Origin of the sequence: Streptomyces sp. NBC_01485 (assembly GCF_036227125.1) — a bacterium.
Lineage (GTDB): Bacteria > Actinomycetota > Actinomycetes > Streptomycetales > Streptomycetaceae > Streptomyces.
Genome location: NZ_CP109435.1, coordinates 2,391,654 through 2,408,782, shown reverse-complemented (window position 1 = coordinate 2,408,782; position 17,129 = coordinate 2,391,654). Strand labels below are relative to the sequence as shown.

Annotated in this window: 15 protein-coding genes; all 15 read left to right on the top strand. The window is 70.7% G+C overall.

Going from position 1 to position 17,129, the window contains the following annotated elements:
• Positions 1-12 precede the first annotated feature (12 nt).
• The 15 genes from OG352_RS11120 to OG352_RS11050 all read left to right on the top strand — a co-directional run bounded on the left by OG352_RS11120 (position 13) and on the right by OG352_RS11050 (position 16,992).
• Positions 13-537 carry a septum formation initiator family protein gene (locus OG352_RS11120; protein WP_329216398.1) on the top strand — a complete coding sequence of 175 codons (525 nt, stop codon included), beginning with the start codon at positions 13-15 and terminating at the stop codon, positions 535-537.
• A 5-nt stretch (positions 538-542) separates the two neighbouring features.
• Positions 543-2,510, top strand: a complete 1,968-nt coding sequence (locus tag OG352_RS11115; protein ID WP_329216397.1) for a peptidoglycan D,D-transpeptidase FtsI family protein — start codon at positions 543-545, stop codon at positions 2,508-2,510.
• Between the two features lie 98 nt (positions 2,511-2,608).
• The gene (locus OG352_RS11110; protein WP_443072206.1) at positions 2,609-4,279 is read left to right on the top strand and encodes a UDP-N-acetylmuramoyl-L-alanyl-D-glutamate--2,6-diaminopimelate ligase; all 1,671 of its coding nucleotides are present in this window, start codon (positions 2,609-2,611) and stop codon (positions 4,277-4,279) included.
• A 4-nt stretch (positions 4,280-4,283) separates the two neighbouring features.
• On the top strand, positions 4,284-5,699 hold the full coding sequence (locus OG352_RS11105; RefSeq protein ID WP_329216393.1) for a UDP-N-acetylmuramoyl-tripeptide--D-alanyl-D-alanine ligase: 1,416 nt from the start codon (positions 4,284-4,286) through the stop codon (positions 5,697-5,699).
• On the top strand, positions 5,696-6,769 hold the full coding sequence (gene mraY, locus OG352_RS11100; protein ID WP_329216391.1) for a phospho-N-acetylmuramoyl-pentapeptide-transferase: 1,074 nt from the start codon (positions 5,696-5,698) through the stop codon (positions 6,767-6,769). Before OG352_RS11105 ends, mraY begins: the two co-directional genes overlap by 4 nt.
• On the top strand, positions 6,751-8,184 hold the full coding sequence (murD, locus tag OG352_RS11095) for a UDP-N-acetylmuramoyl-L-alanine--D-glutamate ligase (protein ID WP_329216390.1): 1,434 nt from the start codon (positions 6,751-6,753) through the stop codon (positions 8,182-8,184). The genes mraY and murD overlap by 19 nt, the downstream gene beginning before the upstream one ends.
• 108 nt (positions 8,185-8,292) lie before the next feature.
• Positions 8,293-9,654 carry a putative lipid II flippase FtsW gene (ftsW, locus tag OG352_RS11090; RefSeq protein ID WP_329216388.1) on the top strand — a complete coding sequence of 454 codons (1,362 nt, stop codon included), beginning with the start codon at positions 8,293-8,295 and terminating at the stop codon, positions 9,652-9,654.
• Between the two features lie 6 nt (positions 9,655-9,660).
• Positions 9,661-10,758, top strand: coding sequence for an undecaprenyldiphospho-muramoylpentapeptide beta-N-acetylglucosaminyltransferase (murG, locus tag OG352_RS11085; protein WP_329216386.1), 1,098 nt, complete (start codon positions 9,661-9,663; stop codon positions 10,756-10,758).
• Positions 10,759-10,784: 26 nt separating this feature from the next.
• Entirely contained in the window at positions 10,785-11,579 is a 795-nt protein-coding gene (locus OG352_RS11080) for a cell division protein FtsQ/DivIB (RefSeq protein ID WP_329216384.1), read from the top strand.
• 276 nt (positions 11,580-11,855) lie between these two features.
• Positions 11,856-13,052, top strand: a complete 1,197-nt coding sequence (gene ftsZ, locus OG352_RS11075) for a cell division protein FtsZ (protein ID WP_329216382.1) — start codon at positions 11,856-11,858, stop codon at positions 13,050-13,052.
• Entirely contained in the window at positions 13,049-13,777 is a 729-nt protein-coding gene (gene pgeF / locus OG352_RS11070) for a peptidoglycan editing factor PgeF (RefSeq protein WP_329216380.1), read from the top strand. Before ftsZ ends, pgeF begins: the two co-directional genes overlap by 4 nt.
• 5 nt (positions 13,778-13,782) lie before the next feature.
• Positions 13,783-14,502: a YggS family pyridoxal phosphate-dependent enzyme gene (locus OG352_RS11065; protein WP_329216379.1), complete on the top strand. Its 720-nt coding sequence runs from the start codon at positions 13,783-13,785 to the stop codon at positions 14,500-14,502.
• A 127-nt stretch (positions 14,503-14,629) separates the two neighbouring features.
• Entirely contained in the window at positions 14,630-15,271 is a 642-nt protein-coding gene (locus OG352_RS11060; RefSeq protein WP_329216378.1) for a cell division protein SepF, read from the top strand.
• A 73-nt stretch (positions 15,272-15,344) separates the two neighbouring features.
• The gene (locus OG352_RS11055; RefSeq protein ID WP_329216377.1) at positions 15,345-15,629 is read left to right on the top strand and encodes a YggT family protein; all 285 of its coding nucleotides are present in this window, start codon (positions 15,345-15,347) and stop codon (positions 15,627-15,629) included.
• A 52-nt stretch (positions 15,630-15,681) separates the two neighbouring features.
• Complete coding sequence (locus OG352_RS11050; protein ID WP_329216375.1) at positions 15,682-16,992, top strand: DivIVA domain-containing protein; 1,311 nt, start codon at positions 15,682-15,684, stop codon at positions 16,990-16,992.
• Positions 16,993-17,129 lie beyond the last annotated feature (137 nt).

Genomic DNA, 17,129 nt, shown 5'->3' with positions numbered 1-17,129 from the left:
GGGGGTGGGCGTGTGAAAAGGAAACCCGAACTGAAGGGGAGGGCCGCCCGGTTCGCGCGGCTCTTCCCGGCCGGCCCGCGGCAGGCGGCCCGCACCCCGTTCGTCCTTCTCGTCGTCCTCCTCCTCGGCGGCGGTCTCATCGGACTGCTCGTGATGAACTCCGCGCTCAGCGAGGGCTCGTTCAAGATGGACGACCTCCAGAGGGACACCAAGAGCCTCACCGACGAGGAGCAGGCGCTCCAGCGCGACATCGACGCCTACTCCGCCCCGGACGCCCTCCAGCGCCGCGCACGCGAACTCGGAATGGTCCCCGGTGGCGACCCGGCCTTCCTGAACCCCGACGGCACCGTGAAGGGCGTCCCCTCGCCCGCCGCCTGGCTGCCCGTCCAGGACGCCCCCGTCGTACGGCCGCCGGAGGCCGTCTCGCTCGACCAGACGATCGTCTCCCCGCCGTCCCCCGCGGCGCCCATGCCGGGCGAGCCCCCGGCCCAGAGCCCCGCCCCGACCGCAGCCGCCCCCGAGACCCCCGGCAGGTGACGGAAGTGTCCGACAGGGAACCGCCCCGCCGACGCGTACCGGGCCCCGCCCGGCCCGCCCGCCCCGCCTCCGCCCAGCGGCGCCCGGGCCCCGGCGCCCGCCCGGCCCGCCGTCCGACCGCCCCCGCCCTCCGCCCCGCGCCCGCGCGCGTGATCCGGCTCGGCAGCCCCCGCCCCCGGCTGCGCATGGTCGGCCTCGCGCTCGCCCTGGTGCTCCTCGCCTTCGTGGTCCGCCTCCTCCAGGTGCAGGCCGTCGACGCGAGCACCTACGCCGCCAAGGCCGAGCAGAACCGGTACATCGGCCGGGTGCTGGCCGCCGAGCGCGGCGAGATCACCGACCGCGGCGGCATCGCCTTCGCGACCAGCGAGGACGCGTACGACATCACGGCCGACCCCACGATGTTCAACCGGAAGCAGTTGAAGGTCGACGACGGCCCCGAGCAGGCGGCCGCGCTCCTCGCGCCGATCCTCGGCCAGGAGCAGCCCGCGCTGGTCAAGAAGCTGCGGCCCGAGGACCCGGCCGCGCGGTACACGATGCTGGCCGGCCGGCAGACCCCGCAGGTCTGGAAGCAGATCAAGGACCTGAAGTCCGCGCTCGCCACGAAGGCGCGGTCGGACAAGTCCACGGTCAACGTCCTCGCGGGCGTCCTCGCCGTGCCCAGCACCAAGCGCGTGTACCCCAACGGCGAGCTCGCCGCCGGGATACTGGGCTGGGTCAACGCCGACGGCAAGGGCGGCGGCGCTGTCGAGCAGCAGCTGAACACCACCCTGGCCGGCCAGGACGGCAAGATCCGCTACGCCCAGTCCGGCGGCCGCCAGGTGCCCACCGCGGGCTCCACCGAGACCCCCGCGGTGCCAGGCTCCGACGTCGAGCTGACGATCGACCGCGACATCCAGTGGGCCGCGCAGAACGCCATCACCGAGCAGGTGAAGGAGTCCGCGGCGGACCGCGGCTACGTCATCGTCCAGGACACCCGCACCGGCGAGATCCTCGCCATGGCCAACTCGCCCGGCTTCGACCCCAACGACCTCTCGAAGGCCAGCGCCGCCGACCTGGGCAACCCGGCCGTCCAGGACGCCTACGAGCCCGGCTCCACCGCCAAGGTCATGTCGATGGCCGCCGTCCTGGAGGAGAACGCCGCGACGCCGCTCACGCACGTCACCGTGCCCAACCGGCTGCACCGCGGCGACCGGCTCTTCCAGGACGACATCGACCACGCCACCTGGTACCTCACCCTCAACGGAGTGCTCGCCAAGTCCAGCAACATCGGCACCATCCTGGCCACCGGCCAGCTCGGCAAGACGCAGACCGAGGCCAACCGGGTCCTCTACTCCTACCTGCGCAAGTTCGGCATCGGCGGCTCCACCGGGCTCGGCTTCCCCGGCGAGACCAGAGGCATCCTCGCCGCGCCCGCCGCGTGGTCGACCTCGCAGCAGTACACGATCCCTTTCGGCCAGGGCATGTCCCTGAGCGCGCTTCAGGCGGCCTCCGTGTACTCGACGATCGCCAACGGCGGGGTCCGCGTCGCGCCCACCCTGGTGCGCGGCACCAAGGGGCCGGACGGACGGTTCACCCCCGCCGAGGCGCCCGCGCAGTCCCGTGTCGTCAGCCAGAAGACGGCGAAGACCCTCGCCCACATGCTGGAGTCGGTCGTGGACGACGAGGAGGGCACCGGCGCCAAGGCGCGCATCCCCGGATACCGCGTCGCGGGCAAGACCGGTACCGCCAACCGAGTGGATCCGGCCACCGGCACCTACAAGGGCTACACCTCGTCGTTCGCCGGGTTCGCGCCCGCCGACAGCCCCCGGGTCACCGTGTACTGCGCCATCCAGAACGCCACCAAGGGCAGCTACTTCGGCGGCCAGATCTGCGGTCCCGTCTTCAAACAGGTCATGGAGTTCGCCCTGAAGACCCTCCAGGTCCCGCCGACCGGCGCGAAGGCCGCGAACCTCCCGGTCTCCTTCACCCCCTGACCCCCTGCCCGCGCACAGCCCCGCCCCACCTCGTCCCCCTTGCCCGCCTCCGACCCGGACCGTCACTGTTCAGCGCCGAACAAGCCAGGAACCAGCCCGTGACCATGATCACTCCCGACCCCGGGAACCCCGCACCGCCCGCGGCGGCGTCCGCGCCCTCGCTTCGCCCGCAGGCCGGTGCGCCCGGTACGCTCACCGCCGTGCCACACGCTGATCAGTCCCACACCACCCAGAGGGGCGCTTCCGTGACATATCCCGGACCGCCCAGGCCGGCCCAGGTCTCCGCCACACCCCTCGCGGAGCTCGCCGGCCAACTGGGTGCCGAACTGCCGGCGAGCGCCGCCGCCGAGGTCACGGGCATCACCCACGACTCGCGCGCGGTCCGCCCCGGCGACCTGTACGCCGCCCTCCCGGGCGCCCGCCTGCACGGCGCCGACTTCGTCACGCAGGCCGCGGGCCTCGGCGCGGTCGCCGTCCTGACCGACCCCACCGGCGCCGAGCGCGCCGCCGCGACCGGCCTGCCGGTCTTGGTGGTCGACGACCCGCGCGCGCGGATGGGCGAACTGGCGGCCACCATCTACGGCCGCCCCGGCCGCGGCCTGCTCCAGATCGGCATCACCGGCACCTCCGGCAAGACCACCACCGCCTACCTCGTCGAGGGCGGCCTCAAGTCCGTCAAGTCCACGGGGCTCATCGGCACGGTGGAGATGCGCATCGGCGAGGAGCGCATCAAGTCCGAGCGCACCACCCCCGAAGCCACCGACCTCCAGGCCCTGTTCGCCGTCATGCGCGAGCGCGGGGTCGAGGCGGTCGCCATGGAGGTCTCCAGCCACGCGCTGGTCCTCGGCCGGGTCGACGGCTGCGTCTTCGACATCGCCGTCTTCAACAACCTCAGCCCGGAACACATGGAGTTCCACTCCGACATGGAGGACTACTTCCGGGCCAAGGCACAACTGTTCACCCGGAAACGCAGCAAACTCGGCGTGGTCAACTTCGACGACGAGTACGGCCGACGGCTGGTCCACGAGGCCGAGGTCCCCGTCGTCACCTTCTCCGCCGAGGGCCATCCGGACGCCGACTGGCGCGCCGCGGACGTCGAGATCGGCCCCATGGACTCGACGTTCACCGTCGTGGGCCCGGACGGCGCCCGGGTCGCCGCCAGGGCGCCGCTGCCGGGCTCCTTCAACGTGGCGAACACCCTCGCCGCGATCGTCTCCCTCGCCGCCGCCGGCCTCGACCCGCAGACCGCCGCCGACGGCGTCGCCGCGGTGCCGGGCGTGCCGGGGCGGCTGGAGCGGGTGGACGCCGGGCAGTCCTACCTCGCGGTCGTCGACTACGCCCACAAGACGGACGCCGTCGAGTCGGTCCTGAAGGCGCTGCGCAAGGTCACCAAGGGCCGGCTGCACGTCGTCCTCGGCTGCGGCGGCGACCGGGACAGGACCAAGCGCGCCCCGATGGGCGCCGCCGTGGCGCGGCTCGCCGACACCGCCGTACTGACCTCAGACAACCCCCGCTCCGAGGACCCCCTCGCGATCCTCGCGACCATGCTCGAGGGCGCGGCGTCCGTGCCCGCGCACGAGCGCGGCGAGGTCCTCCTGTTCGAGGACCGGGCCGCGGCGATCGCCGCGGTCGTCGCCCGCGCGCACACCGGGGACACCGTGCTGGTCGCGGGCAAGGGCCATGAGCAGGGCCAGGACATCGCCGGCGTCGTCCGTCCGTTCGACGACCGCCAGGTGCTTCGCGAAGCTATCCAGCAGACCCAGGGATGAACTTGTGATCGCCCTCTCCCTCGCCGAGATCGCAGCAGTCGTCGGCGGGCAGACGCACGACATACCGGATCCGTCCGTGCGGGTCACCGGACCGGTCGTCCGGGACTCCCGCGAGGTGGCGCCCGGCAGCCTCTTCGTCGCCTTCGCCGGCGAACGCGTGGACGGCCACGACTACGCGGCGGCGGTCGTCGAGGCGGGCGCGGCGGCCGTACTGGCCGCCCGTCCGGTCGGCGTCCCCGCGATCGTCGTGGACGACGTCCAGGCGGCGCTCGGCGCCCTCGCGCGGCATGTCGTGCAGCGGCTCGGCACGACCCTCGTCGCGCTCACCGGCTCGGCCGGCAAGACCAGCACCAAGGACCTCATCGCCCAGGTGCTCCGCCGCAAGGCGCCGACCGTCTTCACGCCCGGCTCGCTCAACAACGAGATCGGGCTGCCGCTGACCGCGCTGTCCGCCACCGAGGAAACCAGGTTCCTCGTGCTGGAGATGGGCGCCCGCGGCATCGGTCACATCCGCTACCTCACGGAACTGACGCCCCCCAAGGTCGGCCTCGTCCTCAACGTCGGCACCGCCCACATCGGCGAGTTCGGCGGCCGCGAACAGATCGCACAGGCAAAGGGCGAGTTGGTCGAGTCCCTTCCGCCGGCGAGCGAGGGCGGTGTCGCGGTCCTCAACGCCGACGACCCATTGGTACGGGCCATGGCCTCCCGTACGACCGCGAAGGTGGTCCTTTTCGGAGAGTCCGGCGAAGCGGACGTACGGGCCGAGAACGTGCGACTCACGGACAGCGGACAGCCCGCCTTCAGCCTTCGCACACCCTCCGGGTGCAGCGACGTGACCATGCGCCTGTACGGTGAGCACCACGTGTCGAACGCGCTCGCCGCGGCCGCCGTCGCCCATGAGCTGGGCATGTCCGTGGAAGAGATCGCCACCGCACTCTCCGAGGCGGGCTCCCTCTCCCGCTGGCGGATGGAGGTCACCGAGCGCCCGGACGGCGTGACGATCGTCAACGACGCCTACAACGCGAACCCCGAGTCCATGCGAGCCGCTTTGCGCGCGCTCGCGGCCATGGGCAAGGGGCGGCGGACCTGGGCGGTGCTCGGCAAGATGGCCGAGCTCGGGGACGAGGCGCTCGCCGAGCACGACGCGGTCGGACGGCTCGCCGTCCGGCTCAATGTCGGCAAGCTCGTCGCGGTCGGGGGCAGGGAAGCCGCCTGGCTGCAACTGGGCGCATATAACGAGGGTTCGTGGGGTGAGGAGTCGGTGCACGTGTCCGACGCACAGGCGGCTGTCGACCTGTTGCGCAGCGAGTTGCGCCCGGGGGACGTCGTACTCGTGAAGGCGTCCCGTTCGGTCGGTCTCGAGAGCGTCGCGCAGGCGCTGCTCGCGACCGGGGCCGAGGGTGAGGTCGCCGCCCGATGATGAATCAGATCCTGTTCGCGGGTGTGATCGGTCTCTTCCTCACGCTGGGCGGCACACCGCTGCTGATCAAGCTGCTGGCCCGCAAGGGCTACGGCCAGTACATCCGCGACGACGGCCCGCGCGAGCACGCCAGCAAGCGCGGTACGCCGACCATGGGCGGCATCGCCTTCATCTTCGCGACGATCGCGGCGTACTTCCTGTCCAAGCTGATCACGGGCAATCCGCCGAGCTACACCGGTCTGCTGGTGCTGGGCCTGATGTGCGGCATGGGCCTGGTCGGCTTCCTCGACGACTACATCAAGATCGTCAAGCGGCGTTCGCTGGGTCTGCGGGCCAAGGCGAAGATGGCCGGCCAGCTCATCGTCGGCATCACCTTCGCGGTGCTCTCGCTGCAGTTCTCCGACTCGCGCGGCAACACCCCGGCCTCCACCAAGCTGTCGTTCATCACGGACTTCGGCTGGACGATCGGCCCGGTGCTGTTCGTGGTCTGGGCGCTGTTCATGATCCTCGCGATGTCCAACGGCGTGAACCTGACGGACGGTCTGGACGGCCTCGCCACCGGCGCCTCCGTCCTCGTCTTCGGCGCGTACACGTTCATCGGCGTCTGGCAGTTCCAGGAGTCCTGCGCCAACGGCGAGACGCTGACCAACCCCAGTGCCTGTTATGAGGTACGCGATCCGCTGGACCTCGCGGTCATCGCCTCGGCGCTGATGGGCGCCTGCCTCGGCTTCCTGTGGTGGAACACCTCACCGGCCAAGATCTTCATGGGCGACACCGGTTCGCTGGCGCTCGGCGGTGTGCTGGCGGGTCTCGCGATCTGCTCCCGCACCGAGCTGCTGATCGCCCTCCTCGGCGGCCTGTTCGTCCTGATCACCATGTCCGTGGTCATCCAGGTCGGCTCCTTCAAGCTCACCGGCAAGCGAGTCTTCCGGATGGCGCCACTCCAGCACCACTTCGAACTCAAGGGCTGGTCCGAGGTCCTTGTGGTGGTCCGTTTCTGGATCATCCAGGGCATCTGTGTGATCGTCGGACTGGGTCTCTTCTACGCGGGATGGGCAGCAGACAAGTGACCGACCGGCAGGGGCCCTCCTGGGAGGGCAAGCACGTCACCGTCGCCGGGCTCGGCGTCTCCGGCATCCCGGCGGCCAAGGTGCTGCACGGGCTCGGCGCGAAGGTCACCGTCGTCAACGACGGCGACGACGCACGCGCGCGTGAGCAGGCCGCCGAGCTGCGGGCCCTGGGCGTCACCGTGCGCCTCGGCGACGGGGCGACCCTGCCCGAGGGCACCGAACTCGTCGTCACCGCACCCGGCTGGAAGCCCGACAAGCCCCTCTTCACGGCCGCCCGCGAAGCCGGCGTGCCGGTCTGGGGCGACGTCGAACTGGCCTGGCGGCTCAGGGGACCCGACGCGGCTCCCTGGCTGTGCGTCACCGGCACCAACGGCAAGACGACCACCACCCGGATGCTGGCCTCGATCCTGACCGCGGCTGGCCTGCGCACGGCGGCCGTCGGCAACATCGGCGTCTCGCTGCTGGACGCCGTCCTCGGCGAGGAGCGCTACGACGTCCTCGCCGTCGAGCTCTCCAGCTACCAACTGCACTGGGCGCCCTCCCTGCGCGCCCACTCCGCCGCCGTCCTCAACCTCGCCCCCGACCACCTCGACTGGCACGGCTCCATGGAGGCGTACGCCAAGGACAAGGGCCGTGTCTACGAGGGCAATCGCGTCGCCTGCGTCTACAACGTCGCCGACCGGGCCACCGAGGACCTGGTGCGCGAGGCTGACGTCGAGGAGGGCTGCCGGGCCGTCGGCTTCACGCTCGGTGCGCCCGCGCCCTCCCAACTCGGCGTCGTGGACGGCATCCTGGTCGACCGCGCCTTCGTCGAGGACCGGCAGAGGAACGCCCAGGAACTCGCCGAGGTCGCGGACGTCGATCCGCCCGCCCCGCACAACATCGCCAACGCCCTTGCCGCGGCGGCCCTCGCCCGGGCCTACGGGGTGCCTCCCAAGGCCGTACGGGACGGTCTGCGGGCCTTCACCCCGGACGCCCACCGCATCGCCCACGTGGCGGACGTGGACGGCGTCGCGTACGTCGACGACTCCAAGGCGACCAACACACATGCCGCACAGGCCTCGTTGGCCGCCTACGAGTCGATCGTCTGGATCGCGGGCGGGCTCGCCAAGGGCGCGACCTTCGACGAGCTGGTCGCCAAGTCGGCGCAGCGACTTCGCGCCGTCGTGCTCATCGGCGCCGATCGCGCCCTGATCCACGAAGCCCTGACGCGACACGCCCCGGAAGTACCCGTCGTCGACCTCGACCGGACCGACACTGGGGCGATGCTCGCGGCTGTCCAGGAGGCCCGGCGCCTCGCCGCCGAAGGCGACACGGTGCTCCTCGCCCCGGCCTGCGCCTCCATGGACATGTTCGTCAACTACAACCAGCGCGGTGACGCGTTCGCTTCTGCCGTTGGCGAACTCGGCACCTGACCCGGCCGCCTGCCGGGCGACCTTGGGAGGGACGCGTGGGACCGTCACGGCCGACGTACGGCGCCGACACCGGCTACGGCGCTCGCGCCGCGGGCAGCGGAGCAGCGGATGCCCGGTAGCCGTACCGGGCGGCCGCCCGTCCGGCGGACCGTCCGCAGACCCGCCGCCGCCCGCCCGCGCCGCGACAACCCCCTGCGCCGGCTGTGCACGCGTGTCCAGAAGGCCTGGGACCGGCCGCTGACCGCCTACTACCTGATCTTCGGCGGCAGCCTGCTGATCACCGTGCTGGGCCTCGTGATGGTCTACTCGGCCTCCCAGATCACCGCGCTGCAGATGTCGTTGCCGGGATCGTTCTTCTTCCGCAAACAGTTCCTGGCCGCCACCATCGGGGCGGTGCTGCTGCTGGCCGCGTCCCGGATGCCGGTGAAGCTGCACCGGGCGCTCGCCTATCCGATCCTCGCCGGGGCCGTCTTCATGATGGCCCTGGTGCAGGTGCCGGGGATAGGGATGTCGGTCAACGGCAACCAGAACTGGATCTCGCTCGGCGGCTCCTTCCAGATCCAGCCCAGCGAGTTCGGCAAGCTCGCGCTGGTGCTGTGGGCCGCCGATCTGCTCGCCCGCAAACAGGACAAGAACCTGCTGGCCCAGTGGAAGCACATGCTGGTGCCGCTGGTGCCGGTCGCGTTCATGCTGCTCGGGCTGATCATGCTCGGCGGCGACATGGGCACGGCGATCATCCTGACGGCGATCCTGTTCGGCCTGCTGTGGCTGGCGGGGGCGCCCACCCGGCTCTTCGTCGGGGTGCTGTCGATCGCCGCCGCGATCGGTGTGATCCTCATCAAGACCAGCCCGAACCGGATGGCCCGGCTCCAGTGCATCGGCGCCACCGACCCCGGTCCGGGCGACGCCTGCTGGCAGGCCGTGCACGGGATCTACGCCCTGGCCTCCGGCGGGATCTTCGGCTCGGGGCTCGGTGCGAGTGTGGAGAAATGGGGTCAACTCCCCGAAGCGCACACCGACTTCATCTTCGCCGTCACCGGCGAGGAACTGGGCCTCGCGGGGACGCTGTCGGTACTCGCCCTCTTCGCGGCTCTAGGCTATGCGGGTATCCGCGTGGCCGGACGCACGGAGGACCCCTTCGTGAGGTATGCCGCGGGAGGCGTGACCACCTGGATCACCGCTCAGGCGGTGATCAACATCGGTGCGGTGCTCGGCCTGCTGCCGATCGCCGGCGTCCCGCTCCCGCTGTTCTCCTACGGGGGTTCCGCCCTGCTGCCGACCATGTTCGCCATCGGGTTGCTGATCGCCTTCGCACGCGACGAGCCCGCTGCGCGGGCGGCGCTTGCGATGCGGCATCCCCGTTTTGGTAGAAAACGGGGGGCGGGGGGCCCCGCGTTCGACCGGAGCCCCCGGAGATGGAACACGATGCGACGGCGTGCCTCGGCGGCGCGCTCGTCCGGAGAGCGGTGAATTTCGGTGCATGTCGTACTCGCTGGTGGGGGGACCGCCGGCCACATCGAGCCCGCGCTCGCCCTCGCGGACGCCCTGCGCAGGCAGGACCCCACCGTGGGGATCACGGCCCTGGGCACGGAACGCGGCCTGGAGACCACGCTCGTTCCGCAGCGGGGCTACGACCTCGCGCTGATCCCCGCCGTGCCGCTGCCGCGCAAGCCCACCCCCGAGCTGATCACCGTCCCGGGCCGGCTGCGCGGCACGATCAAGGCCGCCGAGCAGATCCTGGAGCGCACCAAGGCGGACTGCGTCGTCGGCTTCGGCGGCTACGTGGCGCTGCCCGGCTACCTCGCGGCCAAGCGCCTGGGCGTCCCGATCGTCGTCCACGAGGCCAACGCCCGCCCCGGCCTGGCCAACAAGATCGGCTCCCGCTACGCGGCCCGGGTGGCCGTCTCCACGCCCGACAGCAAGCTGCGGGACGCCCGCTACATCGGCATCCCGCTGCGCCGCTCCATCGCCACCCTGGACCGCGCCGCCGTGCGCCCCGAGGCCCGTGCGATGTTCGGGCTCGACCCCAACCTGCCCACGCTGCTGGTCTCCGGCGGCTCGCAGGGCGCCCGCCGCCTCAACGAGGTCGTCCAGCAGGTCGCGCCCTACCTCCAGCAGGCCGGCATCCAGATCCTGCACGCGGTCGGCCCGAAGAACGAACTGCCGCACGTACAGCAGATGCCGGGAATGCCCCCCTATATCCCGGTACCGTACGTGGACCGGATGGACCTCGCGTACGCCGCCGCCGACTTGATGCTCTGCCGCGCGGGCGCGATGACCGTCGCCGAACTCTCCGCCGTCGGGCTCCCGGCCGCCTACGTCCCGCTGCCCATCGGCAACGGCGAACAGCGGCTGAACGCCCAGCCGGTGGTCAAGGCGGGCGGCGGACTGCTGGTCGACGACGCGGAACTGACCCCCGAGTGGGTCCGGGAGACCGTCCTGCCCGTCCTCGCCGACCCGCACCGGCTGTACGAGATGTCCCGCGCCGCCAGCGAGTTCGGCCGCCGGGACGCCGACGACCTGCTTGTCGGCATGGTGTACGAGGCGATCGCCGCCTCTCGTGCACGCCGATAGGCACGTGTGACGAAAGGGCAGGGAGCGTGGCCGGATCCGCCACCGCCGAGCGCGGGGCACGCCAGCAGGAGTCGTCCGGCCCGCCCCTTGTCCGGCGGCTGGGGCCGCGCCGGCTTCGTATGATCATCATTCTCGCGCTGGTCGTCGTGCTCCTCGGCGCGGGCGCCATCTGGGTGCTGTACGGCTCCAAGTGGCTGCGGGTGGAGCGCGTCTCCGTCTCGGGCACGAGCGTGCTGACGCCGCAACAGGTGCGCGAAGCCGCCGCCGTACCGGTCGGATCGCCGTTGATTTCCATCGACACCGATGCGATCGAAGCCCGGTTGCGTACGGAACTGCCCCGAATCGACTCGGTTGACGTGGTTCGTTCCTGGCCTCATGGAATCGGCCTGAAAGTGATCGAACGGACGCCGATTCTGCTTGTCCAAAAAGGGGCGAAGTTCATGGAAGTGGACGACGAAGGCGTCCGTTTCGCCACGGTTTCCGAGGCTCCGAAAGGCGTTCCGCTTCTGGAAATGGCCGTTTCCTCCTCGCGTTCGGCCGCCGCGAGTCTGCGCCGCTTCGGCGAGGCGCGGCTGGTGCGGGAGGCGGTGAAGGCCGCCGGCTCCCTTCCGGCCGCCGTCGCGCGGGACACCCGGCTGGTCAAGGTCCGTTCGTACGACGGCATCTCGCTGGAGTTGAGGGGCGGCCGCACGGTCGCGTGGGGGAGCGCCGAGAAGGGCGCGGCGAAGGGCCGCGCACTCACCGCACTCATGAAAGCCGCCCCGGCCGCACGGCACTTCGACGTGAGTGCTCCCACCGCCCCTGCGTCATCAGGGAGTTGACGCACATCTGCGCAGGCCAGCACCCTGGTTGGGCACGGACACGGCTGATCACATAGGGTGAAAAGAAAAACGGGAGGTTCGGCGTGTTCGTTGAACGGGCGCCACTTGTCGACTTAGTGTCCTGTTCAGAAGACTCCAAGGAACAGACACACTGGTAACCCTAAACTTCACCGTTAGGGTTCGGGTCGGGAAACGGACCGTCCCATTCGGCATCAGTCGTCGGATCGCATCACCTGCGAGGCGACGACACGTAACTCGAGGCGAGAGGCCTTCGACGTGGCAGCACCGCAGAACTACCTCGCAGTCATCAAAGTCATCGGTGTCGGCGGCGGTGGTGTCAATGCCATCAACCGGATGATCGAGGTCGGTCTCAAGGGCGTCGAGTTCATCGCCATCAACACCGACGCGCAGGCGCTGTTGATGAGCGACGCCGACGTCAAGCTCGACGTCGGCCGCGAACTGACCCGCGGCCTTGGCGCCGGCGCCAACCCGGCCGTCGGCCGCAAGGCCGCCGAGGACCACCGCGAGGAGATCGAGGAGGTCCTCAAGGGGGCCGACATGGTCTTCGTGACGGCCGGCGAGGGAGGCGGCACCGGCACCGGCGGCGCGCCCGTCGTGGCCAACATCGCCCGCTCCCTGGGCGCCCTCACCATCGGCGTGGTCACCCGCCCGTTCACCTTCGAGGGACGGCGCCGCGCCAACCAGGCGGAGGACGGCATCGCCGAACTCCGGGAAGAGGTCGACACCCTCATCGTCATCCCCAACGACCGGCTGCTGTCCATCTCGGACCGCCAGGTCTCGGTCCTCGACGCCTTCAAGTCGGCCGACCAGGTCCTGCTCTCCGGCGTTCAGGGCATCACCGATCTCATCACCACCCCCGGTCTGATCAACCTGGACTTCGCCGACGTCAAGTCGGTCATGTCCGAGGCCGGTTCGGCCCTCATGGGCATCGGCTCGGCCCGCGGCGACGACCGCGCGGTGGCCGCCGCCGAGATGGCGATCTCCTCGCCGCTCCTGGAGGCCTCCATCGACGGCGCCCGGGGCGTCCTGCTCTCCATCTCCGGCGGCTCCGACCTCGGCCTGTTCGAGATCAACGAGGCCGCCCAACTGGTCAGCGAGGCCGCCCACCCCGAGGCCAACATCATCTTCGGCGCGGTCATCGACGACGCGCTCGGCGACGAGGTCCGGGTCACCGTCATCGCGGCCGGCTTCGACGGGGGGCAGCCCCCGACCCGCCGGGAGACCGTCATGGGTTCGTCCTCGTCCTCGGCCCGCCGCGACGAGCCCACTCCGGTACGGCAGAACGAGAGCCGCCCGTCCTTCGGCTCGCTCGGCAGCGTGACCCCGAAGGAGGACCCGGAGCCGGCCCCCGAGCCGGTGGCCGACCACCCGGTCTCCCCGCCGGTCCCGCCGTCGCGGACCTACTCGGACAGCGCGGCCGAGGAGCTGGACGTGCCGGACTTCCTGAAGTGATAGGACAGCGCGAGAGCGCGAGCGGCGCGCACTTCGCCTTCACCGACCGGTGGGGCGGGGTGAGCGCCGCTCCGTATGAGCAGCTCAACCTCGGCGGAGCGGTCGGCGACGACCCCGAGGCCGTGCGCGCCAACCGTGAGCTGGCCGCCAGGTCGCTGGGGCTCGTCCCCGGCCGGGTGGTCTGGATGAACCAGGTGCACGGCAACGACGTCGCCGAGGTCGAGGGCCCGTGGACCACCGCGGCCACCCCGCCGGTCGACGGTCTGGTGACCGCGACGCGCGGACTCGCGCTCGCCGTGCTGACCGCCGACTGCGTGCCGGTGCTGCTCGCCGACCCGGTCGCCGGCGTCGTCGCCGCGGCCCACGCCGGGCGCCCCGGCATGGTCAAGGGGATCGTGCCCGCCGCGATCGACGCGATGGAGTCGCTCGGCGCCGACCCCTCCCGGATCGTCGCCCGCACCGGACCCGCCGTGTGCGGCCGGTGCTACGAGGTGCCGGAGGAGATGCGCGCCGAGGTCGCCGCCGTCGAACCGGCCGCGCACGCCGAGACGAGCTGGGGCACTCCCGCGGTCGACGTGACCGCCGGGGTGCACGCGCAGCTCGACCGGCTCGGGGTGCCCGACCGGGAGGCGTCGCCGGTGTGCACCCGCGAGTCGAAGGACCACTTCTCGTACCGCCGCGACCGCTCCACGGGGCGACTCGCGGGATATGTCTGGCTGGGCTGACGGGCATGACCGACCGTAGGGACGAACTCGCCGCGAACCTGGCGAAGGTGGAGGAGCGCATCGCCGCCGCGTGTGCGGCCGCCGGCCGCAAGCGGGACGAGGTGACCCTGGTCGTGGTCACCAAGACCTACCCGGCGAGCGATGTGCGGATCCTGTCGGAGCTCGGTGTGCGCCAGGTCGCCGAGAACAAGGACCAGGACGCGGCGCCCAAGGCGGCAGACTGCGCCGACCTGCCCCTCCAGTGGCACTTCGTCGGCCAGTTGCAGACCAACAAGGTGCGCTCCGTGGTCGGTTACGCGGATGTGGTGCAGTCGGTCGACCGGGCCAGGCTGGTGACGGCCCTGTCGAAGGAGGCCGTGCGCGCCGGGCGCGAGGTGGGCTGTCTGATCCAGGTGGCCCTCGACGCCGGGCTGAGCGAGCGGGGTGAGCGGGGCGGCGTGGCCCCCGGCGGCATCGAGGAGTTGGCCGCTCTGGTCGCCGGCTCCCCGGGGCTGCGGCTTGACGGACTGATGACCGTCGCACCCCTGACCGGGGAGTACGCGGGGCGCCAACGGGCGGCGTTCGGGCGGTTGATGGATTTGTCGACTGACCTGCGCCGAGTCCATCCGGCTGCGAACATGGTGTCCGCAGGGATGAGTGCGGACCTCGAGGAGGCCGTGGCGGCCGGAGCGACACATGTACGCGTCGGCACCTCGGTACTCGGAGTCCGCCCCAGGCTCGGGTAACGTCGCCAGGAAGTCGGACCACAGCAGAAAATATGGTCATTACCGCCGATGGCGGGTACAAGGGCCACGTGGATCGCGGGACTTGGCAGTCGAAAGTCGATCCACCACAGAGCGGAGGACTCAGAGAATGGCCGGCGCGATGCGCAAGATGGCGGTCTACCTCGGCCTCGTGGAGGACGATGGGTACGACGGCCGGGGATTCGACCCCGACGACGACTTCGAACCCGAGCTCGACCCTGAGCCCGAGCGGGACCACCGGCGACACGAGCCGGCTCACCAGTCCCACGGTGCACATCAGTCCCAAAGAGACGAAGAGATGCGAATCGTGCAGCCGCCCGCTCCGCGTGAGCCGGTGGCCCGATCGTCTTCGCTCGGCGCTGAATCCGGGCGTCCGGCGCGCATCGCGCCCGTGGCATCCATCACACAAGAACGTCAGTCCCTGGAGAAGAACGCACCGGTGATCATGCCCAAGGTCGTGTCGGAACGAGAGCCGTACCGGATCACCACACTTCACCCCCGGACCTACAACGAGGCCCGTACCATCGGGGAACACTTCCGTGAGGGCACCCCGGTGATCATGAATCTGACTGAGATGGATGACACAGACGCAAAGCGACTTGTCGACTTTGCGGCCGGTTTGGTGTTTGGTCTTCACGGAAGCATCGAGCGGGTGACGCAGAAGGTGTTCCTGTTGTCGCCTGCTAACGTCGATGTCACGGCGGAGGACAAGGCCCGCATCGCAGAGGGCGGGTTCTTCAACCAGAGCTGAGACGCACGACCGGATACGGCAGTACAAAGAAGTACGAAGCGGTACAGAGCATGGGGAGAGGGAAGCACCGAACATGAGCGTGGTCCTGGATGTTGTCTACATCGCGCTGATGGTCTTCCTCATCGTGCTCATCTTCCGGTTGGTCATGGACTACGTCTTCCAGTTCGCCCGCTCATGGCAGCCCGGCAAGGCGATGGTGGTCGTTCTGGAGGCCACCTACACTGTCACCGATCCACCGCTCAAGCTCCTACGGCGGGTCATCCCGCCGTTGCGTCTCGGGGGCGTGGCGCTCGATCTGTCCTTCTTCGTACTGATGATCATCGTCTACATCCTGATCTCGATCGTGAGCCAGCTGTGAGCGATGTGAACTACCGTCTTGCCGATGCCGACGACTACGTTGAGGTGAAGAGATGCCGTTGACCCCCGAGGACGTGCGGAACAAGCAGTTCACGACCGTCCGCCTCCGAGAAGGCTATGACGAGGACGAGGTCGATGCCTTCCTCGACGAGGTCGAAGCCGAACTGACCCGCCTGCTCCGGGAGAACGAGGACCTGCGCGCCAAACTGGCCGCGGCGACGCGTGCTGCTGCCCAGAACCAGCAGAACATGCGCAAGCCTCCGGAGCAGGACCAGCAGCAGGGCGGCATGCAGCAGCAAGGTGGCATGCAGCAGCAAGGCGGTATGCAGCAGGGCGGCATGCAACAGCAGGGTGGCATGCAGCAAGGCGGTATGCAGGGCGGTATGCAGCAGCAGGGCATGCCCCAGCAGGGAATGCCTCCGCAGGGAATGCCGCAGCAGGGCATGCGAGGCCCCGGCGGCCCGGTGCCCGCCGGCATATCGGGCCCGCCGCAGCAGCAGATGGGCGGCCCCATGGGTGGCCCGCCCCAGCTGCCGAGCGGTGCCCCGCAGTTGCCCGCCGGTCCCGGCGGCGGCCAGGGTGGTCCGCAGGGTCCCGGCCCGATGGGTCAGGGCCCCATGGGTCAAGGTCCGATGGGCCAGGGCCCGATGGGTCAGGGTCCGATGGGCCAGGGTCCGATGGGCGGCCAGCCCATGCAGCAGCAGATGGGTGGCCCGATGGGCGGCCCCATGGGTGGTCCGATGGGCGGCCCCGGTCAGGGCCCCGGTGGCGACAGCGCCGCCCGTGTCCTCTCGCTGGCCCAGCAGACCGCCGACCAGGCGATCGCCGAGGCCCGTTCCGAGGCCAACAAGATCGTCGGCGAGGCGCGTTCGCGTGCCGAGGGTCTCGAGCGTGACGCCCGTGCCAAGGCCGACGCCCTGGAGCGGGACGCGCAGGAGAAGCACCGCGTCGCCATGGGCTCCCTGGAGTCCGCCCGCGCGACGCTGGAGCGCAAGGTCGAGGACCTGCGTGGCTTCGAGCGCGAGTACCGTACGCGCCTGAAGTCCTACCTCGAGTCCCAGCTGCGCCAGCTGGAGACCCAGGCCGACGACTCCCTCGCTCCGCCGCGTGCCCCGGCCGCTGCCTCCCTGCCGCCGTCCCCGGCGCCTTCGATGGCTCCGGCCGGCGCGAGCGCCCCGTCCTACGGCGGCAACCCGGGCATGGGCGCACCGAGCCCGGCCGCTCCGTCCTACGGCGGACAGCAGCAGCAGATGTCCCCGGCGATGACTCAGCCGATGGCGCCGGTACGTCCGCAGGGTCCCTCCCCGATGGGCCAGGCTCCCTCGCCGATGCGCGGCTTCCTGATCGACGAGGACGACAACTGACGGCCAGTAGTACGCCTTAGGCGTCGGCAGCGTTCAAAGGGCGGGACCCCGGAATTTTTCCTCCGGGGTCCCGCCCTTTTTACGCGTGTTGACAGCGATCACGGCGGGGTTCGCCTGCCGGACGAACGGGAGGGCCC